At 70.6% G+C, this 20730-nt stretch carries 18 protein-coding genes and 3 pseudogenes; 14 read left to right on the forward strand and 7 right to left on the reverse strand.

Translation table 11 applies throughout. The features are described 5' to 3' along the window. Positions 1-275 precede the first annotated feature (275 nt). The 3 genes from KRR39_RS20890 to KRR39_RS20900 all read left to right on the forward strand — a co-directional run bounded on the left by KRR39_RS20890 (position 276) and on the right by KRR39_RS20900 (position 3340). Positions 276-1172 carry a DUF4238 domain-containing protein gene (locus tag KRR39_RS20890; protein WP_216939326.1) on the forward strand — a complete coding sequence of 299 codons (897 nt, stop codon included), beginning with the start codon at positions 276-278 and terminating at the stop codon, positions 1170-1172. Positions 1173-1589: 417 nt separating this feature from the next. Continuing rightward, positions 1590-2687, forward strand: a complete 1098-nt coding sequence (locus KRR39_RS20895; RefSeq protein ID WP_216939327.1) for a DUF262 domain-containing protein — start codon at positions 1590-1592, stop codon at positions 2685-2687. A gap of 11 nt (positions 2688-2698) precedes the next feature. After that, positions 2699-3340 (forward strand): MAE_28990/MAE_18760 family HEPN-like nuclease, encoded by a 642-nt coding sequence (locus KRR39_RS20900; RefSeq protein ID WP_216939328.1) that lies wholly within the window; start codon positions 2699-2701, stop codon positions 3338-3340. A 337-nt stretch (positions 3341-3677) separates the two neighbouring features. Here the strand turns inward: KRR39_RS20900 and KRR39_RS20905 are convergent, their stop codons facing one another. Next, entirely contained in the window at positions 3678-4415 is a 738-nt protein-coding gene (locus KRR39_RS20905; protein ID WP_216939329.1) for a FadR/GntR family transcriptional regulator, read from the reverse strand. An 81-nt stretch (positions 4416-4496) separates the two neighbouring features. Here KRR39_RS20905 and KRR39_RS20910 point away from each other — a divergent pair, with 81 nt between their 5' ends. Next, entirely contained in the window at positions 4497-5408 is a 912-nt protein-coding gene (locus KRR39_RS20910) for a proline iminopeptidase-family hydrolase (protein WP_216939330.1), read from the forward strand. Positions 5409-5447: 39 nt separating this feature from the next. Next, complete coding sequence (locus tag KRR39_RS20915) at positions 5448-6848, forward strand: APC family permease (protein ID WP_216939331.1); 1401 nt, start codon at positions 5448-5450, stop codon at positions 6846-6848. A 16-nt stretch (positions 6849-6864) separates the two neighbouring features. On the opposite strand, the gene KRR39_RS20920 is transcribed toward KRR39_RS20915, so the two are convergent. Continuing rightward, a complete protein-coding gene (locus KRR39_RS20920) occupies positions 6865-8895 on the reverse strand; it encodes a VldE C-terminal domain-containing protein (protein ID WP_216939332.1) in 2031 nt (676 codons plus the stop codon). A 159-nt stretch (positions 8896-9054) separates the two neighbouring features. Here KRR39_RS20920 and KRR39_RS20925 point away from each other — a divergent pair, with 159 nt between their 5' ends. Continuing rightward, positions 9055-9246, forward strand: coding sequence for a hypothetical protein (locus KRR39_RS20925; RefSeq protein ID WP_216939333.1), 192 nt, complete (start codon positions 9055-9057; stop codon positions 9244-9246). A 3-nt stretch (positions 9247-9249) separates the two neighbouring features. On the opposite strand, the gene KRR39_RS20930 is transcribed toward KRR39_RS20925, so the two are convergent. Next, positions 9250-11253 carry an NADPH-dependent 2,4-dienoyl-CoA reductase gene (locus tag KRR39_RS20930; RefSeq protein WP_216939334.1) on the reverse strand — a complete coding sequence of 668 codons (2004 nt, stop codon included), beginning with the start codon at positions 11251-11253 and terminating at the stop codon, positions 9250-9252. Then, complete coding sequence (locus tag KRR39_RS20935; RefSeq protein ID WP_216939335.1) at positions 11250-11810, reverse strand: PadR family transcriptional regulator; 561 nt, start codon at positions 11808-11810, stop codon at positions 11250-11252. Before KRR39_RS20935 ends, KRR39_RS20930 begins: the two co-directional genes overlap by 4 nt. Before the next feature lie 112 nt (positions 11811-11922). On the opposite strand from KRR39_RS20935, the gene KRR39_RS20940 reads away from it, so the two are divergent. The 7 genes and pseudogenes from KRR39_RS20940 to KRR39_RS20970 form a co-directional block, all read left to right on the forward strand. Then, positions 11923-12816 carry an ABC transporter substrate-binding protein gene (locus KRR39_RS20940; protein WP_216939336.1) on the forward strand — a complete coding sequence of 298 codons (894 nt, stop codon included), beginning with the start codon at positions 11923-11925 and terminating at the stop codon, positions 12814-12816. Beyond that, on the forward strand, positions 12813-13661 hold the full coding sequence (locus KRR39_RS20945; protein ID WP_254185309.1) for an amino acid ABC transporter permease: 849 nt from the start codon (positions 12813-12815) through the stop codon (positions 13659-13661). The genes KRR39_RS20940 and KRR39_RS20945 overlap by 4 nt, the downstream gene beginning before the upstream one ends. Then, positions 13658-14395: an amino acid ABC transporter ATP-binding protein gene (locus KRR39_RS20950; protein WP_216939337.1), complete on the forward strand. Its 738-nt coding sequence runs from the start codon at positions 13658-13660 to the stop codon at positions 14393-14395. Before KRR39_RS20945 ends, KRR39_RS20950 begins: the two co-directional genes overlap by 4 nt. A gap of 31 nt (positions 14396-14426) precedes the next feature. After that, positions 14427-14867: a DUF4396 domain-containing protein gene (locus tag KRR39_RS20955; protein WP_216939338.1), complete on the forward strand. Its 441-nt coding sequence runs from the start codon at positions 14427-14429 to the stop codon at positions 14865-14867. A 176-nt stretch (positions 14868-15043) separates the two neighbouring features. Beyond that, positions 15044-16255 (forward strand): ice-binding family protein, encoded by a 1212-nt coding sequence (locus KRR39_RS20960; RefSeq protein ID WP_216939339.1) that lies wholly within the window; start codon positions 15044-15046, stop codon positions 16253-16255. Continuing rightward, entirely contained in the window at positions 16252-16929 is a 678-nt protein-coding gene (locus KRR39_RS20965; RefSeq protein WP_216939340.1) for a class F sortase, read from the forward strand. The genes KRR39_RS20960 and KRR39_RS20965 overlap by 4 nt, the downstream gene beginning before the upstream one ends. Positions 16930-16973: 44 nt before the next feature. Next, positions 16974-17960 (forward strand): annotated as a pseudogene (locus KRR39_RS20970) (CaiB/BaiF CoA transferase family protein); the annotation flags it as partial. Positions 17961-18296: 336 nt separating this feature from the next. Here the strand turns inward: KRR39_RS20970 and KRR39_RS25215 are convergent. The 3 genes and pseudogenes from KRR39_RS25215 to KRR39_RS26370 all read right to left on the reverse strand — a co-directional run. Beyond that, positions 18297-18581 (reverse strand): annotated as a pseudogene (locus KRR39_RS25215) (CbrC family protein); the annotation flags it as partial. 37 nt (positions 18582-18618) lie between these two features. Continuing rightward, complete coding sequence (locus tag KRR39_RS25220; RefSeq protein ID WP_254185310.1) at positions 18619-19047, reverse strand: hypothetical protein; 429 nt, start codon at positions 19045-19047, stop codon at positions 18619-18621. A gap of 154 nt (positions 19048-19201) precedes the next feature. Next, a pseudogene (locus KRR39_RS26370) lies at positions 19202-19345 on the reverse strand (MerR family DNA-binding transcriptional regulator); the annotation flags it as partial. A 127-nt stretch (positions 19346-19472) separates the two neighbouring features. Between KRR39_RS26370 and KRR39_RS20985 the strand changes: the two are divergent. After that, a complete protein-coding gene (locus tag KRR39_RS20985) occupies positions 19473-20693 on the forward strand; it encodes an acetyl-CoA C-acetyltransferase (protein WP_216939341.1) in 1221 nt (406 codons plus the stop codon). Positions 20694-20730: the final 37 nt, after the last annotated feature.

The raw sequence follows: 20730 nt of genomic DNA on the forward strand, positions 1-20730 counted from the left end.
TGATCGCTCAGCCGGGCTGTCTCGGTTCTCAGAACCGCGCTCATTGCGGCTCTGCTCGGCGACACTCACTTGCTGGGCGACAGATCCCTTACGCCCTCGGGTGCTGACGATCGGAGATGAGGCTCGGCACGCGGAAGTACGCATCGTGAGGGGTGCCGGTCGTTCCATCAAACGGTCGCTCCTTCAAACCTCAATGCCGCAGCACTTCAAGCCAGGAGAACCCGCGCAGCCAACCCCGTCGGCGCGCCGGTCGCCCGTCGACGACAATCAAACTTGTGGCTCACAACATCCGCCCGGCCCGAGGCCAGCACACTGTCACCGAACGACTCCTCAAAGGATTCGCTGCCGACGACGGACGCCTAGCCGTCTTCGACCGTGAATTCCGTCAACGTCGCCTCCGCACCCCCGGCGCGGGAATATTCACTACCAACTTCGACTCGTGGGACTCCCGAGGGTCCGAGGACCGATGGAACCTGTTTGAAGTCAATTTCCCGGCCGCTCTCGCGCGGGTCAAGAATCGGGCAGCGTTGATGGACCCACCGACGGTCGACACTCTTAGAGACATGCTCGCCCTTCATTGGCTCCGCAGCAGGGGCATGGTGAGAGCCCGCGGTCAAGCTGTCAGCCGCACGTTCGGAAGCTACAGGCGCGACGCACCTGACACACGGCCCGAACTCTTGGCTGAAGCACTGCGGCAGCGAACCGGTCTCGTCGCCACATCGCGGTCATCACTCGAATGGATGGCCGATCAAATGATCAACGACGTCCAGGCGAATGACCTCGCGAAGTGGCACAGTCAGCAAAACCTCGAGTACTTCCAGGCGGCCCGCACGCGCTTCCAGCAACTTGATCTACACGTCCATTACTCCGACACACGCGATCTGGCCATCGGCGACTGCCCGGTCGTCACCACAATCAAGGGACGATCGGGCGCTGGGCCACACCAGGACATCGGCGTGCAGAAGGCCGACCACGTTGCCATGCCAATCACACCGGACATCCTCATCACCCTCGGCGCCGAACCTCCCAGTAAGAATCTGAGCGACAACGAAGCCGACTATTACGACAATCTCCAATGGTCAACGTTCGAAGTTTGGATTGCTGCGCGCCCCGGCGGCACGGCCGATCAACGCCTCAAACATGAAGCCCAGCAGAAGCGCCCGCTCCCGTAGGCACGTGGCCAACCATGCCAGCAGCAGTGGATGAGACCGGAGTCTGAGTCCCGAACGTTCTCCATTGGTTCGTCATCGCTGCGACTGACGTATCTCGGCTACTTGTTGACTTCTCCTCCGGCAGTGGCCGGGCCAGGCGGTTGTCGAGGTGCTCGGTGGGACCTCGCCTGAGCCTGTGCGGCTTCAATCACGACCGGTCCAAGAGAGCACCATCGCGCGACGTGCGTGATTCTGCGGAGCGAGCCTGGAGTAGGTGGGGAAGGTTCGGATGCGGCGAGGTGACGCGCGGTGCCGGTGCCGAAGCCGCGCTACGTCTAGGGTTAGTCCGCGATCGGGAGCCGAATGGGTTTCTGCGCCACTTACCGCTGCGCTGTCCGCTATGGAGCGAGCTTGAATAACTAGTAGAGAGGCAAGTCAATGAGCCTAGAAGCCGAGATTGACCGGAATCGTCAAAGTATCCGCTCTGACGGATATGCAATGTCGATCGGAGAAGTACTGAATCTCTACCGCGACGAGGAGATTCGGATCCGTCCCGAGTTTCAGCGACTTTTCAGGTGGCCAATCGAGATGCAAGCGAGACTCATCGAATCCATCTTGTTGGACATCCCGTTACCAACGATTTTTGTTGCGCAAGCAGAGGATGGCGTTTGGGAGGTGGTGGATGGGCTGCAACGGCTTTCGACAATCCTCCTCTTCATGGGTGAACTACGCGACGAAGTGTCGAAAGAGCACATGCCCCCCTCGACGCTAGTCAAGACCAAGTACCTGCCAGCCCTGGAGGGCATGCTTTATACCGAACTGCCGCAGAGCATCAAGCTGCAGTTGAAGCGTGCCCGTCTCGACTTCAGAATCCTGCTGCGAGAGTCAGATGACGCAGTGAAGTATGAACTCTTCGATCGCTTGAACAGTGGGGGCATGGCAACAAGTCCGCAGGAAGTCAGGACCGCGCTGGTAATAATGCGGGACCCGACATTCCATCTCTGGCTTCAGGACCTGAGAAATCTAGAATCGTTGCAAAACACAGTGGCCATTACGGATCGCCAACTGGCCGAGCAGTATGATTTGGAGCTCTTAGTGCGATTCTTGGTCTATCGAGAGAGTGCACCGGAGGCCCTGTCGTCCTTCGCGGATATCGACTCGTTCTTGACTGAGCGACTTCTCGAAATTGCAAGCGACGACACTTTTGATCGCGATGGGAACGATTCCATCGTGCGCACCGTGTTTGACGTTATCTGGAGTCTCGGGCCAGAGGCATTCCGAAAATTCGATGCCGTCAAAGGTAAAACGGTTGGCGCGTTCAGCGTTTCAGCGTACGAAGCGGTGACCTCAGGCGTGGCAACGAATCTCGATAGCTGGATCAAGGTGCCCGAAGCTCAGCGAGAGGCACTCTTGCGAGAACGGGTTCAGGCGCTGTGGAGCGACAGTGAGTTCCTGCGGCACAGCGGTGCTGGCATACGAGCGACCACGAGGGCACCAAAGATGCCAGCGGTCGGCGCGCGGATTTTTTCGGTATAGCGGGCAAGTGAATGGCGATTCGGACCTTAGAAGATCTCGAGGCTCGCTTGACGGCGGATCTCAAGTGGCGCAATCAAGAACTATTCTCTTGGGAGAAGCAGGTAGAGAGAACCAAAGATTTGACACGGTCTGGCTTGCTCCGTGGAGGGTGGGCGCTTATTTACGCGCACTGGGAGGGGTACGTGAAGAGTTCGGGAGTTGCCTACCTGGAATGGGTGTCGCGTAAGGGTCTAAAACTGAGTGACCTTCGCGACGAACTGGCCGCCGTCTCTATACGAGCATCCCTCCAAAAACTGGCTGAAGAAAAGAATCCTGAACGGCACACGGAGATTGTCACTCTGGTTCGCGAGGAAGCCTTGCGTCCTGCGGAACTTCCGTATACAGATGCCATGATCCGCACCAATTCGAACCTGAATTTCAAGGCATTTTCTTCAATCATGCACGCTCTGGGGTGTGACGCGAGCGCTCACGATGCTCACAAGATGTTTATTGACTCGAGATTGTTGAAACAGAGGAACGGCATTGCCCACGGCCGCAAAGAGTACGTAGAGCTTGAAGAATGGGTCGAGGGTCGCGATATTGTCATGAAAATCCTTCGGGATGTGCGGACTCAGATCGCAAATGCTGCAGCGCTCAACGCGCACCTTCGTTGATGCGTCTTCACTCGCGCTGTTGCCCCTTGGTGGCAGCTGGAAGACTCCTAAAACCTTCCGCTTTACGGACAGCAATTGGGATTGCGACATAACAGGATGTTGTCGCAAACCTGTGCGCGGACGTAACGCCGTCAGTTGAAGGATCGAAGTGCTTCGGTATGTCAGAGTTGACTGGTTTCCAAGTGACTCTCAGAGGTGGCTGGTTGCGGCCGGGTCATTCTGGGCGGTGTGCTGCGCCTTCATGCGCTCGCCAGCGAGGTGCAACGGGACTGCTGAGCGACGCAGATCTCGCGCCAGGTCGATGGTCCCGCCGAGTCCGTGCGGCCCGGGAGGCCGATCAGCTCGTCGTTGCCCGAGCCTTGCTGAGGCCGGCCTCCAGGATCTCCAGCGTCAGCCCGTAGTGCTGACGCGCCACGTCGAACGCGCGGGCGGTGTCGCGCTCGATCACCGCCTCGACGAGCGCGTGGTGCTCTCGTCGGGCCGTGCTGAGGAACTCGTCGGGGTAGGGCTCCGACCCGAAGCCGAGGGTGGCTTCGCGGGACAGTTCGACGCTGAGCACGGAGAGCCGCTCGTTGCGCGCGACGGCGGCTATCTCCCTGTGCAGCCGGTCGTCCGCGGATCGGGCTGCGGAGGAGTCGGCCGCCGAGTCGAACTGGGTGAGCCGCTCGCGCAGGAGCTCGGCATCCGCTTCGGTGCACCGCTCCGCAGCGGTGCGCGCGATGGTGGCCTCGACGAGGCACCGGTACTCACAGAACTCCCGCAGTGCCGGAAGCTCGCTCTCGAGCGTGCGGAGCGCGACGTCGGGCGCGACCGTCGTCCAGTCGGCCTCGGTGACGAAGGTTCCGCCTTCGCGGCCGCGCACGGAGGCGAGGAGTCCCAACCCGGAGACCAGCCGGATGGCCTCGCGCACGGTGACGCGAGAGACCCCCATCAGCTCGGCGAGGTCCCTCTCCGAGGGAAGACGGTCGCCGGGGGAGTACGCGCCGACGGCGATGGCGGTGGTGAGCCGGTCCGCGAGCGCCTGGGCCTTGGTGACGACCGGTCCTCGATCGTGGAGCGGTGACGCCGCTGGCATGTCTCCTCCTCCGCAAAGGTATTGCAAGCAGACCTTTGTCGTGCTTCACTCCTCCCGGTCGCATCAACGAGAGGTGTTCCCATGCATGTGGACGTGGTCGAGCGGCGCTTGCACGGCGCTCACGGGAGCACGTGGTACCAGCGCAACATACCCGACCGTTCGCGCCCCGGGGCCTTGCCGCTCGTCGTGCTGCACGGCGGCCCGGGCATGGCGCACGACTACCTGCGCAGGCTCGTCGATCTCGCCGGCGACGGCCGTGAGGTCATCGTCTACGACCAGGTGGGCTGCGGCCGGAGCAGCCACCACCCCGACGCGCCGGCCGAGCACTGGACCGTCGACCTGTTCGTCGACGAGCTCGAGGAGCTGGTGCAGCACTGGGGGATCGCCGACGGCTTCCACCTGCTCGGACAGTCCTGGGGCGGCATGCTCGCCCCGGAGTACGTCCTGGCCCATCCCGGCCGGGCGACCAGCCTGGTCCTGATGGACAGCCCCGCCAGCATGCCCGGCTGGGCCGCCGGCACCCGGCGGCTCTTGGCGGAGCTGCCTGCGGGCGTCCGCGACGCGATCGAGCGCCACGAGTCCGCCGAGACCTTCGAGGACCCCGAGTACGTCGCCGCGGTCGACGCGTTCTACCGCAGGCACCTGTGCCGGCTCGATCCGTGGCCGCAGGACGTGCTGGACTCGTTCGCGCAGCTCGAGAAGGACCCGACCGTCTACACGTCGATGATCGGCCCGAGCGAGTTCACGATCACCGGCACCCTGGCGCAGTGGTCGGTCGCCGAGCGGGTGCAGGACCTCCGGCTGCCCACCCTCGTCGGCTACGGCGAGCACGACGAGGCCACCGACTCCTGGCGTCCGTTCGCCGAGCGGATCCCCGGCGCGGTGGTCCACGAGTTCGCCGGGGCCAGCCACACCCCGCACCTGGAGTGCCCCGAGGAGTTCGACCGCGTCGTCGCGGACTTCCTGCGCACTCACGACCGACCCGCCCGCTGAGCCCCAGTCCCCTTCCCGTCCCACGAACAGAGGTCCCCCATGTCGTCGTCCCGTCACGTTGACGAGGCAGCCGAGTCGGCTCAGCAGCTGGAGCAGCACGGCTACAAGCAGGAGCTGCGCCGCACGATGTCGTTGTCGGACGTCGTCGTCTACGGGCTGATCTACATGGTCCCGATGGCGCCGGTCGCCGTCTTCGGCACCATCGACAGCTTCGCGCACGGGATGGCCGCCCTGGTGTACGTCGTCGCCGCGGTCGCCATGGTGTTCAGCGCCATCAGCTACCGCGAGATGGCCCTGCGCTACCCCATCGCCGGCTCGGTCTACTCCTACGTGCGGCGGGGACTCAACCCGTTCGTCGGCTTCCTGTCCGGCTGGGCGATCCTGCTGGACTACCTGCTGCTCCCGGCCCTGCTGTCGGTGTTCGCCGCGATCGCGATGACCACCGTCGTACCCGGCATCGCGGCGTGGGTGTGGATCATCCTGTTCGTGGTGGCGGCCGCGGTGATCAACCTGGCCGGCATCGGCGTGACCGCGCGGATGAACATGCTGTTCCTGTGGATCCAGGTCATCGTGCTCGCGGTCTTCGTCGTGGGCGCCGTCATCAAGGTGGCCCAGGGCGAGGCCACGTTCACGCTCGACCCGCTGTACCGGCCGGCCGGCTTCTCCTGGGGGATCGTGTTCGGAGCCATCCCCCTGGCCGCGCTGAGCTTCATCGGCTTCGACGCGATCTCCACCCTGAACGAGGAGGCCGAGGGCGGGGGCCGTGCGGTCGCCCGCGCGACGATGATCGTGCTGGTGGCGGTCACCGTGCTCTTCGTCGTGCAGGTCTACGCCGCCGCCGCGTTCGCGCCGGCCGACGGGAACTTCTCGAGCAGTGACCGGGAGCTCAACGCGTTCTACGACATCTCCGGGGACATCCTGGGCAGCTGGTTCAAGGTCGTGGTCACCCTGACCTCAGCGTTGATCGCGATCTTCGCCAACTCCATCGCCTCCCAGGCGACCTCGTCGCGCCTGGTGTTCAGCATGGCGCGGGACCGCCTGCTGCCGCGCGTGCTGTCCACCGTGGTCACCGACCGCCAGGTCCCGCAGAACGCGATGCTGCTGATCGCCGGCCTCTCGCTGGTCATCGGGCTGGTGGGCTCCCAGCACTCGACCCTGCTCATCACGCTGGTGACCTTCGGCGCGCTGACCGCATACATCCTGCTGCACGTCGCGGTGCTGTGGCACCTGGGCATCCGCGGGAGCCGGCGGAGCTGGTTCGCGCACGTCGTCTCGCCCGTGCTGGGAGCCGCGGTGCTGGCCTACGCGCTGTGGAGCGCGGACCCGCACGCGAAGGTCCTCGGGCTTGCGTGGATGGGCGTCGGGGTGCTGCTGGCGGTGTTCCACCACGTCCGCGGCACCCTGGACACCCCGCAGGAGCAGCCCCGGCAGCTGGTCTGACCCCCGCGGGTGAGCGTCAGCGGGACAGCGTGACGGCAAGGGTGCCGGTGTTGTCGCCGTGGTCGACGTCCAGCACCGCGAGGCGGAGCGGCCCGTTCTTGGCGGCGGTGAACGCCGTCGAGTACGCGTGGTCCGCCGCGCAGGGCGTCGTACCGGTGAGCGGGTGCCACTCGACGCGCTGGCCGTCGACCCACAGCTCGAGCGGTTCCTGGCCACCGAGCACCTGCGGGTCGTACGGCGCCCAGCCGGCTCCGGTGGCCACACAGGCGGCGTCGGCCTGGACCGCGCCGGAGGCGTAGCTGCCGCGCGCGGTCAGCGTCACCGTCTGGCCGGCCTTGACCCTCATGGCCGAGTCGGTGCCGGTGGGCTGGCCGGTGCTCACGGTCACCGAGTCGCTGCGCTGCGTCCACGGCGCGGTGGCCGCCGGCGTCGCGGCGGGGGCGGCGGTCGGGGTGGCGACCGGGTCGAGGCGCTGGACCGTGACGACCACGGCGCCGGTGTCGTCTGCGCGGGTCAGCGGGTCCCAGAGCGCGAGCTCGACCTGCGCGGTGCGGGTCGCGGTCCAGGTCGCGACGTGGGTGCGGGTCGCGCAGAGCGCCCCGCCGTCGGCCGCGGTGCCGGCGAACGGCACGCCGTCGACGTACAGGCCGCCGTGCGCCTGGTCGGGGTGCGTCCGGTCCAGCGAGACCCGGGACGACCAGGCGCCGGCGGACGCGACGCAGCGACCGTCGGTCTGCACGCCGCCGCCGAGGCCGGCGGTGCCGCTCGTGGTGACCCGGTAGGTCACGCCCTGCTGGACGGCACCCGCGGTCCACACGGTGCCGCTCGCCGCGGGCACCGAGACGGTCTCGGTCTGCAGGCCGGCCCCGGCCCGGGCCGCGGTGGCGGTGGGGGCCGCCGCGAGCCCGGGCGCCTGGGGCAGTCCGGAGCTGACGTTGGTGGTGCGGCGCGAGACCAGCACGGTCAGCGAGCCGCTGGCGCCTGCGGGCCGGTTCGCGACCCGGAGCGCGAGCGCGCCGGTGCGCTTGAGCTTGACCGTGCGCGTGTAGACGTGGCTGGAGTGGCACCCCGCGGCGACGGCCCGGCCGTTGACCAGAAGGTCGAGGGCGCCGTGGGCCTTCCTGCCCGCGCGGGTCGGCGCGGGCATCCAGCGGCGGCTGGTGGGCGACCAGCGGCAGGAGGCGTCGGCGACCTGCGCAGCGGTGCCGTAGCCGTAGACCCCGGCGGCGGTGACCTTGTAGGCGATCCCGCGGCGCAGCTTGAACGGCGTCCTCCTCGTCGTGCCGTTCACCGGGACCGCGACGGTGACGAACGGCCGCTTGCGCAGGTCGAGGACGCCGGCCTTGGTGCGCGGGACGAGGGGTACGGCGGGCACCGTCGGCGGGGCCGGGGTGGTCGGCGTGACCGGGGTGGTCGGCGGCGTGACCGGCACGGTCGGGGCCGTCGGCACGGCTGGGACGTCGGTGGCGCCGGTGTACCAGCTGGTCAGGCCGTTGCCGCCGGCCCGGCTCAGCGAGATGTGCACGTGGTTGCGGTGCCGCAGCGTGTCACCGCAGGTGCTGAGCACCTTGCAGGCCTGGTAGGGCCGGGCCCTGAAGCCGTAGTAGGAGGAGTAGATCTGGTCGTTCCAGATGAGGTACATGATCCCCATCCGGCGGGCCAGCGCGTCGGCGTTGCCCTCGGCGTCGGTGGCGAAGAGCCGGGCCAGGAACGCCGCGACGTACGCCCGGTCGCGGGGCGAGTAGACGCTGACCGCCCAGTCGAACGCGCGGCCCTCCTTGTGCTCGGAGACGCCGCCGTCCTTGCAGGAGCGGGAGATGCCCAGCGAGCCGCTGCCCGGGTAGGTCGCCTGCAGCCACACCGACAGCTTCGTGGCCCCGGGCTTGGCGTCCGGGCTGCAGTTGGTCTGCGGCTCGTAGCCGGAGAAGTCCTCGATCGGCACCGCCGTCGCGGCCACCGGGACCAGCACCAGCAGGGCCACGACCAGGGCGAGCAGCCGGCTCGCGAGTCGTGCCGGTCGGGCGGGCGGGCGGTGCGGTGCGGGCATGGGCGCGGGGTCCCCCGGGTGAGTGGTGCGACGGAGCGTTCCCTGCCCCATCGGCATGGGGGGCCGCGGACCTGAGGGGTCGGCGGGTGAAAACACCGCAGTCGTCGGCGTGTCGCGCTTGACTCGCCGTCGGCGCGTCGGCGGCCCTAGGCTGGCGGCATGCGGAAGACACTGACGATCACCCTGGGCGTGCTGATGGTCGTGATCGGTGCGGTGTGGACCTTCCAGGGGCTCGGGTACCTCAAGGGCAGCCCGATGACCGGGGTGGAGCTGTGGGCGATCCTCGGTCCGCTGGTCGCCGGGCTCGGGGTGGCGCTGGCGATCGTGGGGGTGCGGTCGCCCAGAGCCTGAGCATCACAGGGCGGCGGCGAGCTCGGTGCCCTGCTTGATGGCCCGCTTGGCGTCCAGCTCGGCGGCCACGTCGGCGCCGCCGATCAGGTGCGCCTCCACCCCGGCGAGCAGCAGGTCGTCGTACAGCGTGCGCACCGACTCCTGGCCCGCGCACACCACGACGTGGTCGACCTCGAGCAGCCGGGCGACGCCGTCGACGGTGACGTGCAGCCCGGCGTCGTCGACGCGGTCGTAGGTCACCCCCGGGACGAGGTGCACGCCGGAGTCCTTGAGCACCGCGCGGTGCGCCCAGCCCGAGGTCTTCGCCAGGCCCTTGCCGATCGCGGTGTCCTTGCGCTGCAGCAGGTGCACCTCGCGGGCCGGGGTCCGCGGCTTCTTCTCGGTCAGCCCGCCGGGGTGCAGCGCCGGGTCGCCCACGCCCCAGTGCGCCATCCACTCGTCGAGGTCCTCCTCCGTGTGGGTCAGGAAGACCGCCACGTCCACGCCGATCCCGCCGGCGCCGACGACCGCGACCCGACGGCCGAGGGGGACGGCGCCGGAGATCGCGTCCGCGTAGGAGACGACCGACGGGTGGTCGGCGCCCTCGAAGCTGACGGACCGCGGGACCACGCCGGTGGCGACCACCACCTCGTCGTACGACGTGAGGTCGGCGACGGACGCCGCCGTGCCGAGCCGTACGTCGACCCCGAGCACCTCGAGCCGACGGGCGTAGTACCGCAGTGTCGAGGCGAACTCCTCCTTGCCGGGGATCGCCATGGCGAGCCGGAACTGTCCGCCGAGCGCGGAGGACGCCTCGAACAGCGTCACGTCGTGCCCGCGCTCGGCGGCGGCCACCGCGGTGGCGAGGCCGGCCGGTCCGGCGCCGACGACCGCGACGGTGCGGGCGTGCCGGGTGGGGGCGAGCGTCAGCGTGGTCTCGTGGCAGGCGCGCGGGTTGACCAGGCAGGAGGCGCGCTGGTTGGCGAACGTGTGGTCCAGGCAGGCCTGGTTGCAGCCGATGCAGGTGTTGATCTCGTCGGCGCGGCCGGCGGCGGCCTTCTCCACGAACGACGGGTCGGCCAGGAACGGGCGGGCCATCGAGACCAGGTCGGCGCCGCCGGAGGCCAGGACCTCCTCGGCGACCTCGGGGGTGTTGATCCGGTTCGAGGCGCACACCGGGATGCCGAGCTCGGGCCGCAGCCGGGCGGTGGTCGACGCCCAGGCGGCGCGCGGGACCTGGGTGATGATCGTGGGCACCCGGGCCTCGTGCCACCCGATGCCGGTGTTGATCACCGACGCGCCGGCCGCCTCGACCTTGCGGGCCAGGGTGACGGTCTCGTCCCAGGTCTGGCCCCCGGGCACCAGGTCGAGCAGCGACATCCGGTACATCAGCAGGAAGTCCTCGCCGAGCGCCTCGCGGACCCGGCGGACCACCTCGACGGGGAACCGCATCCGGTTCTCCGCGGAACCTCCCCACCGGTCGGTGCGGTGGTTGGTGTGCGGGGCGAGGAACTGGTTGATCAGGTAGCCCTCGGAGCCCATCACCTCGATGCCGTCGTACCCGGCCCGCCGCGCCAGCCGGGCGGCGTCGACGTAGTCCCGGATCGTCCGCTCGACCCCGCGCCCGGACAGCGCGCCGGCCTTGAACGGCGTGATCGGCGACTTGCTCGCGGAGGCCGAGACGTTCAGCGGGGTGTAGCCGTAGCGGCCGGCGTGCAGCACCTGCAGGACGATCGCGCCGCCCTCGGCGTGCACCGCGTCGGTGACCTGGCGGTGCCCGTCGGCGTGCGAGCGCCGGGTCATCATCGAGCCGAACGGCAGCAGCCAGCCGCGCACGTTGGGGGAGTGGCCGCCGGTGACGATCAGCCCGGCGCCGCCGCGGGCCCGCTCGGCGAAGTACGCCGCGAGCTCGGGCAGGTGCCTGGCCTTGTCCTCCAGGCCGGTGTGCATCGAGCCCATCACGGTGCGGTTGCGCAGCGTGAGGTGCCCGATCGTCAGCGGGGCGAGGAGGTGCGGGTACGGCGTCATGCGGGAGCTCCTGCGGAGAGGGAGGTGTGGGCGGTGAGGTACTCGGTCAGCCAGTCCACCCAGAACTGCTCGAGGCGGATGCCGCCGCGCAGCACCAGGTAGACGTCGAGGTCGTGGTCGGCCAGCGCGGCCGGGTCCGGGTAGCCGGCGGCCAGCTGCTCGTAGTGCGCGAGCCGGGTGGCGTGCTCGGCGCGGTGGCGCTCGACCTGGGCGAGCACCGCCGCCCGGTCGCCGTACGACGCACCACGGAGCTTGACCGCCACCTCGGAGCGGAACTGCTCCAGCGGCGTCGGCTCGCCGATCCACCGGGCCAGCTCGCGGCGGCCGGCCGCCGCGACGGCGTACACCTTCTTGGCGGGCCGGCCCTGCTGCGCGACGGCGGTGGAGCGCACCCAGCCGTCGGCCTCCATCCGGGCCAGCACGCGGTAGATCTGCTGGTGGGTCGCGCTCCAGAAGAACCCGATCGAGCGGTCGAAGCGCCGGGTCAGGTCGAGGCCGGAGGCGGGCCGCTCGGGCTGCTCGGCCAGCGACACCAGGATCGCGTGCTCGAGGGCCATGCCGACCAGACTGCCCGAACCGGACCCCCTATGCAACGAGTTGCACGTGTGGTCCGGCGCACGTCGGTGAGACCGGCGGCCGGAGCGGACCCGCGAGTCCTACGATCGGCGCATGCGCCTGACACCCGGCCTCGCCCTGGCCACCCTCCCGCTGCTCCTGGCCACCGTGGCCTGCGCCCCCGTCGAGGAGTCGACCAGCTCGAGCGACCAGCCCTCGGCCGCCACCAGCTCGTCGAGCGCCCCCGCTCCGGACGACTGCGCGCCGGACAAGCTGGCGCTGAAGAAGCCCGGCACGCTGACCATCGGCACCGACTCGCCGGCCTACGAGCCGTGGTTCTCCGGCAACGACCCGACCAACGGCAAGGGCTTCGAGTCCGCGGTCGCCTACGCCGTGGCCAAGCAGCTCGGCTTCACCACCGACCAGGTCAGCTGGGTCAAGGTGCCGTTCAACAACTCCTACGCCCCGGGCGCGAAGTCGTTCGACTTCGACATCAACCAGATCTCGATCACCCCCAAGCGCGCCGAGGTGGTGTCGTTCTCCGACGGCTACTACTCCGCGGCCCAGGGCGTCATCGCGCTGAAGAAGTCCCGGGCCGCCGGCGTCACCTCGCTAGCCGACCTGCAGGGCCTCAAGCTCGGCGCGCAGACCGGCACCACCTCGCTGACCGCGATCACCGACGTGATCAAGCCGGCGACCCAGCCGCTGGTCTTCGACGACACCAACCAGGCCAAGCAGGCGCTGCTCAACGGCCAGGTCGACGCGATCCTCTCCGACCTGCCCACGGCGTTCTACATCACCGCCGCGGAGATCCCGAAGAGCACGATCGTCGGCCAGTTCCAGCCGGAGACCGGTCAGCAGGAGGAGTTCGGGATGCTCTTCGAGAAGGGCAGCACGCTGGTGCCCTGCGTCGACCAGGCGCTGAGCGCGCTGCGCGACGACGGCACGCTGGCCGGCCTCGAGAAGCAGTGGCTGTCCGACGTGGTCGACGTACCCGTCCTGCAGTGAGCGACTGGTCCCCCAGCCCGCGGCAGGTCGAGCGGCTGCGCGTCCGCCGTCGGCTCGACAACCGGGCCCGGCTGGTCGCCGGCGGTACGACGGTCGCGGTGCTGGTGCTGCTGCTCGTCGGCCTGACCGGGTCGCCGGGCTGGCCGCGGGTCAAGGAGACGTTCCTGTCCTGGCCGGACGCGAAGGCGGCGTTCCCGGCGATCGCGTCGGCGTTCTGGGTGAACGTGCGGATGTTCCTGGTCGCCGAGCCGCTGATCCTGGTGGTCGGGGTGCTGGTCGCGGTCGCCCGCGGCACCGTCGCGCCGGTGCTGTTCCCGGTCCGCGCGCTGGCGGTGCTCTACACCGACCTGTTCCGCGGCGTGCCGACCCTGCTGGTGGTCTTCCTGGTCGCGTTCGGGCTGCCCGCGCTGCGGCTGCAGGGCGTCACCACCAGCCTGTTCTGGCTGGGCGTGCTGGCGCTGGTGCTGTCCTACGGCGCCTACGTCGCGGAGGTGTTCCGCTCCGGCATCGAGGGCGTGCACCCCTCGCAGGTCGCCAGTGCGCAGGCGCTCGGCCTCTCGCACGCCCAGTCGCTGCGGTTCGTGGTGGTTCCGCAGGCGGTCCGCCGCGTCGTACCCCCGCTGCTCAACGACTTCGTCTCGCTGCAGAAGGACACCGCCCTGGTGGCCTCCGTCGGGCTGGTCGAGGCGCTGCGCCAGGCGCAGGTGTACTCGAGCTTCAACTTCAACTTCTCCTCCTACCTGGTCGCGGCCGCGTTCTTCGTGGCGCTGACCATCCCGCTGGCCCGGCTCACCGACTGGCTCGGCCGCCGCTACGCGCGCCGCGAGCGGGCGGGGGCCCGATGAGCCCGCTGCTGCGGGTCGAGAACCTCCGCAAGGCGTACGGCGACAAGGTGGTGCTGCGCGACGTCAGCCTGGACGTCGAGCCGCACGACGTGGTCTGCCTGATCGGGGCCTCGGGGAGCGGCAAGTCCACGCTGCTGCGCTGCCTGAACCTGCTCGAGACCGTCGACGACGGCGGCATCTGGTTCGAGGACGAGGAGATCACCGACCCGCGCGTGGACGCGCGACAGGTCAGGGCCCGGATGGGGATGGTGTTCCAGGCCTACAACCTGTTCCCGCACATGACCGTGCTCGACAACCTCACCCTCGCGCCGCGCCGGGTGCACGGCACGCCCCGGGCGGAGGCCGAGGCCCGGGCGCGCGAGCTGCTCGGCCGGTTCGGCCTGGCCGACAAGGCCGACGAGCACCCCGACCGGCTCTCCGGCGGCCAGCAGCAGCGGGCCGCGCTGGCCCGGGCGCTGGCCACCGACCCGTCCCTGGTGCTGCTCGACGAGGTCACCTCCGCGCTCGACCCGGAGCTGGTCGGCGAGGTGCTCGACATCCTGCGCGACCTGGCCACCGGCGGCACCACGATGGTGCTGGCCACCCACGAGATGGCCTTCGCCCGGGAGGTCGCCTCCCAGGTGTGCTTCCTGCACGACGGCGCGATCCTGGAGCGGGGCACCCCCACCGACGTGCTCGGCGCGCCGACGAACGACCGCACCCGGCAGTTCCTGCGCCGCGTGCTGCCCTCTTGACCGGCATACCCCCTAGGGGTATAACGAAGGGATGGACCACACCTGGCGCACCGCGATCTCCGCGACCCTGCACTGCCTGACCGGCTGTGCGATCGGCGAGGTCCTCGGCATGGTGCTGGCCACCTGGTGGGGCTGGGCCAACGGGCCGAGCATCGCCCTCTCGGTGCTGCTGGCGTTCTTCTTCGGCTACCTGCTGACCAGCACCTCGGTGCTCCGCGCCGGGATGGGCCTGCGGACGGCGGTCCGGGTCGCCCTGGCCGCCGACACCGTCTCGATCCTGGTGATGGAGGTCGTCGACAACCTGGTGATCCTGCTCGTCCCGGGCGCCCTGCACGCCGGGCTGGGCGACGCGCTGTTCTGGGGCTCGCTGGTGTTCTCGCTGGTCGTCGCGTTCGTGGTCACCGTGCCGGTGAACCGGGCGATGATCTCCCGCGGGCGGGGGCACGCCGCCGCGCATGCCTACCACCACTGATGCCCCTCTGGCTTCGGTCGCCGGGCCGGTGGACTTGAGGGGTGATTAGACCGATTTGCGAGAATTTCCGAGTCACTGCGGATCGGAAAGAACCGCGGCTACCGTCGAGGCACCCCCGGACACGACCAGTCCCCCCCGCCAGCGTGTCCGCCCTCCTCTCGAACCCCGGTGCACCCATGCGTCCTGCCCTGCCCGTCGTCCCTGCCTCCCGCCTCCGCCCCCGCGGCACCCGCGCGCCGGCGGTGCTGCTGTCCGGCGGCGTCGCCCTGGTGGCGGCCCTCGCGGCGGTCGGCCCGGCCTCCGCGGCCCAGGTCCCGGTCGACCTCGGCACGGCCACGTCGTACGCCGTGCTCGCCGGCAGCACGGTGACCAACACCGGGGTCAGCAACATCTCCGGTGACCTCGGCGTGAGCCCCGGCACCGCCGTGGTCGGCTTCCCGCCCGGTCTCGTGACCGGCGGCGTCATCCACGCCGGCGACGCCAACGCCGCGCAGGCCGAGCAGGACCTGGTCACCGCCTACGACACGGCCGCCGGCGAGACCCCGCAGACACCGGTCGGCCCGGACCTGGCGGGCCAGACCCTGGTCGCCGGCATCTACGGCAACAGCAACGCCGCCGGGACGCTCGGCCTGACCGGCACCCTCACCCTGGACGGCAAGAACGACCCGAACGGGCTGTTCGTGTTCCAGGCGGACTCCACGCTGATCACCGCCTCGGGGGCGAGCGTCCGGCTGATCAACGGCGCGAACCCGTGCAACGTGTACTGGAAGGTGGGCAGCTCGGCCACCCTCGGCACCAGCACCGAGTTCGTCGGCAACATCCTCGCGCTCACCTCGATCTCGCTGGACACCGACGCGAACGTCCAGGGCCGGGTGCTGGCGCGCAACGGCGCGGTGACCCTGGACTCCAACGACGTCAGCCGGCCCAGCTGCGCGGCCACCCCGACCGGGGGCGGCGGTGGCGCGACCCCGACGGCGGCAGCGACTCCGACCGCCGGCACCACCGGCACCCCGACGGGCGGGACGACCCCGACGACCCCGACGACCCCGGCGGCGAGCCCCTCCGGCAGCACGGGCGGCACCACCACCCAGCAGGGCGCCAGCGTGTCCGGCAGCAAGGGTCCGGGCAGCCACGGCCCGGGTTCCGGCACCGGCCGGCACGGCTCCGGCTCCGGCTCCGGCCTGACCTCGACGCCCACCGGGGCGCGGCTCACGACGGTGTCGGTCATCCCGCCCGGGCACCCCGAGACCGGTCTGGGCGGCGCCGCGGCAGGTGGCCCGGACAGCCGGCTCCTGGCGCTCGGCGGGACGGCCCTGGCCGGGGCCGCGGTCGCAGCCTCCCTGGCCGCGCGCCGGCGTCGCGTCGAAGGTCGTGACACCCGGTCGTGACCGGCCGTCACGCCCCGGGCGGACGGCGCACGCCGTGGGTCCTGCTGGCCGTGGTGCTGGCCCTGGTCGGCGCGGCCAGCCTCGTGCTGGCGCTGCAGGGCCGGCGGGACCAGCAGGCACCGCCGGTCGCCGCACCCGCGGCGGGGCGGTCCCCGGCGCAGGCAACCCCCGCGGACCCGGTCACGCCGGCTCCCGCCACCACGCAGCCGCCCGCCCCGCCGGTCCGGCTGCTCGTGCCCACGCTGCACGTGTCCACCCGGCTGCTGCGGCTCGGCGTGCACCGGGACGGGACCGTCGAGGTCCCGGCCCCCGAGGACGCCGACCGGGCCGGCTGGTTCCGGCTGGGGCCACCCCCGGGCCAGGTCGGCTCGGCGGTGATCCTCGGCCACGTCGACTCGCTGTCCGGCCCGGCGGTGTTCTACGAGCTGCGCCTCCTGGTGCCCGGTGACCGGGTCGACGTACGCCTGGCGGACAGGGCGGTCGCCCGGTTCCGGGTGGACCGGGTGCGGACCTACCCGAACGCCGACTTCCCGGCGCGCCGGGTGTACGGCTCGCACGGCTACGCCGGGCTCAACCTGGTGACCTGCGGCGGCGCGTACGACCGGGAGACCGGCTACCAGGCCAACGTCGTGGTCTACACCCGCCTCGTGCACACCACGCCCGCCCCCGCCTGACCGCAGCCCGGACGCAGCGCACCGGGGCTGGTTGGATGGCGGGCATGAGCTACGCACTGGGGCAGGGGACCGGACCGCTGCGGGGCGTCCGGGTCGTGGAGATCGCCGGCATCGGGCCGGGGCCGCACGCCGCGACGCTGCTCGCCGACCTGGGCGCGGACGTGATCCGGGTCGAGCGCCCCGGCGGCGCGACCAGTCCCGGCACCCGGGAGACCGACCTGCTCACCCGCGGCCGGCCCAGCGTGGCGCTGGACCTGAAGCGTCCCGAGGCCGTGGCGGCGGTGCTCACGCTCGTCGAGGGCGCCGACGTGCTGCTCGAGGGCATGCGCCCGGGCGCCACCGAGCGGCTCGGCCTCGGCCCCGAGGACTGCCTGGCCCGCAACCCGCGCCTGGTCTACGGGCGGATGACCGGCTGGGGGCAGACCGGTCCGCTGGCGCCGACCGCGGGGCACGACCTGAACTACATCGCGGTCGCCGGCGCCCTGCACGGCCTCGGGCAGGACGCCGACCGTCCGCAGTTCCCGACCAACCTGCTGGGCGACTTCGGTGGCGGGTCGACGTACCTCGTGATCGGGGTGCTCGCCGCGCTCCTCGAGTCCAGGGGCAGCGGCCGCGGGCAGGTCGTGGACGCCGCCATCGTGGACGGGACCGCGCACCTGTCGGCGATGTTCGCCGGCATGCTGGCCAGCGGGTTCGCCCGCGAGCGGCGCGGCGCCAACCTGCTCGACGGCGGCGCACCGTTCTACGACGTCTACGAGACCGCCGACGGCAAGCACATGTCGGTCGGCCCGCTCGAGCCGCAGTTCTACGCCGTCCTGGTCGACCTGCTCGACGTCCCGGACGCGCCGGCCCGCGACGACCTCGCCCGGTGGCCGGCGCTGCGGGCCACGTTCACGGCGAGGTTCAAGGAGCGCACCCAGGCCGAGTGGACCGCGCTCTTCGACGGCACCGACGCCTGCGTCGCCCCGGTGCTGCCGCTGACCGAGGCGGCCGCGCACCCGCACCTCGCGGCCCGCGGCACCTACGTCGAGCGCGACGGCGTGCTGCAGCCCGCGCCGGCGCCGCGGTTCTCCCGCACCGGGGCGACCCTGACGACCGGCCCGAGCGTGCCCGGCGGCCAGACCCGCGAGGCGCTCGCCGCCTGGGGGGTCGCCGACGTGGACGCCCTGATCGAGTCGGGTGCCGCGGTCCAGCAGGCTCAGGGGGGCGTCGGAGTAGGACAGCTCCGCGCGGCAGTGCAGGCAGCGGAACAGGTACGTCGACCCGACGACCGCCGTGGCCATCAGCCCGGAGGGCGCGTCGACGGCCAGGCCGAGGTAGGCCGCGGCGTCGTCGCAGCAGTACATCCAGTGCTCGTGCTGCCAGCCCGCGAACCCCACGGTCCGGGTGGCCAGCTCGTCGAGCACCTCGGCGGGCACGCCCGGCGGGACGCCGACGCCCACGTCGGTGAACTCCGCGCCGAACCGGCGGGCCGCCGAGCCGTCCGCGATGCACCAGGGGCAGAGCCGCTCGTCGAGGTCCTCCGCGGCGTGCACCGCACCGGCGTACACCACGCCGCGGGCCTGCCCGCAGCACACGCACGCCCGCGCGGTCTCGGTCACCATCTCGGTGGTGACCGGGTCCGGGTGGTAGCGGAACACGGGCAGCGGCATCACCCGTCGAGTCTGCCGAACCGGACCGCGCCGTGTGTCAGCGGGTGCGGCGGTGGACGGTCTCCCGCTTGGTCTCGTTGACCGCCGACTCGTAGGCCGTCACCAGCGCCGCGATCGTCACCGGCTTGAACCGCTCGACGACCTCGCGCAGCTGCTCGGGCGTGGAGTCGCCGTCCTTGTAGGCCGGCCAGACCTTGGTGCGGAACAGGTCGGTCAGTTCCGCGGCGACCTGGCGGCCGTGCTCGGTGAAGATGTCCTGGGCCGCCAGCGCCGCGTCCAGCGGCATGCCCAGGTCGAGCAGCGCGACGCCGACCGAGAGGTGCGCGATCGCGACCTGGTACTTCCCCTGCTTGGTCGGGAACACGATGCCCAGCGCGTTCAGGGTGTCCAGGTCGTCGTCGGACAGCGGCCGTCCGGCGCGCTTGCCGAGCTCCCGCCGCGAGATCGTCTCGGGCAGCTCGGCCATCCACGGCGCGAGCAGCGTCCGGTGCAGCGCGATGGTCTCCGGGGACGCGTCGGCCGGGATGCGGGCGACGTACTTCTCGATCGCGGACAGCGTGGAAGCCGTGCGCCTGCAGCTCGCTGACCAGCTCCAGCCGGGCGACGTGGTCCGGGGAGTAGTAGCCCGACCGGCCGCGCCGGATCGGCGGGGGCACCAGGCCCTTGGTCGTGTAGAACCGGATGTTGCGCACCGACATCCCGACCCGGCGGGTCAGGCTGTCCAGGGTGATCAGCTCAGCGGTCTCGTCGGACTGCTCGGGCATCGGGTCCTCGGGCTCGGTCGGGCGGGCGTGGGTGACGGATCACAGGGGCTGCTGGTTGACGACCTTAACAGTAGGAGTGTCACAATCGAGGCGCAGCCCCGTCACCGACCAGTTGGGACAACCGAGCATGGCTGAGCAGCCGCAGGCCTTCGTGTACGACGCGATCCGCACCCCCCGGGGCAAGGGCAAGAAGAACGGCTCCTTGCACGAGGTGAAGCCCGTCGACCTGGTCGTCGGGCTGCTCGACGAGGTCAAGGCCCGCAACCCCGGGCTCGACCCGGCGCGCGTCGACGACGTGGTCCTCGGCGTGGTCACCCCGATCGGCGACCAGGGGGCCGACATCGCCAAGACCGCGGCGCTGGCCGCGGGCTACCCCGAGACCGTCGCGGGCGTGCAGCTCAACCGGTTCTGCGCCTCGGGGCTGGAGGCCGTCAACCAGGCCGCGATGCGGGTCCGCTCCGGCTTCGAGGACCTGATCCTCGCCGGTGGCGTGGAGTCGATGTCCCGGGTGCCGATGGGCTCCGACGGCGGCGCCTGGGCGATGGACCCCCGCACCGCGCTGGACACCTCGTTCGTGCCCCAGGGGATCGGCGCCGACCTGATCGCCACGCTCGGCGGCTGGACCCGGGAGGACGTGGACGGGTTCGCGGCCGAGTCGCAGGCCCGGGCCGCCAAGGCCCAGGCCAACGGCTTCTTCGACCGCTCGGTGGTGCCCGTCAAGGACTTCAACGGGCTGACCGTGCTGGAGCGCGACGAGTTCATCCGCCCCGGTACGACGGTCGAGAGCCTGGCCGGACTCAAGCCGTCGTTCGCGCAGATCGGCGACCAGGGCGGCTTCGACTCGGTGGCGCTGGAGAAGTACCACTGGGTCGAGGAGATCGACCACGTGCACCACGCCGGCAACTCCTCCGGGATCGTCGACGGCGCCGCGCTCGTGGCGATCGGCACCGAGCAGGTCGGCATCGACCTCGGCCTCACCCCGCGCGCCCGGATCCTGGCCGCCGCGGTCTCCGGCGCGGACCCGACGATCATGCTGACCGGCCCGGCGCCGGCGTCCCGCAAGGCGCTCGCCAAGGCCGGGCTGACGCCTGCGGACATCGACCTCTACGAGATCAACGAGGCGTTCGCGGCGGTGGCGATGCGGTTCATGCGCGACCTCGACCTGCCCCACGAGAAGGTGAACGTCAACGGCGGCGCCATCGCGATGGGCCACCCGCTCGGCGCGACCGGCGCGATGATCCTCGGCACGCTGATCGACGAGCTCGAGCGCCGCGACCTGCGCTACGGCCTGGCCACGCTCTGCGTCGGCGGCGGCATGGGCATCGCCACCGTCGTCGAGCGCATCTGACCTCCCGTCCCGTCTTCCGCCCGTCTTCAGCAGACTC

Source organism: Nocardioides panacis (assembly GCF_019039255.1).
Classification (GTDB): domain Bacteria; phylum Actinomycetota; class Actinomycetes; order Propionibacteriales; family Nocardioidaceae; genus Nocardioides_B; species Nocardioides_B panacis.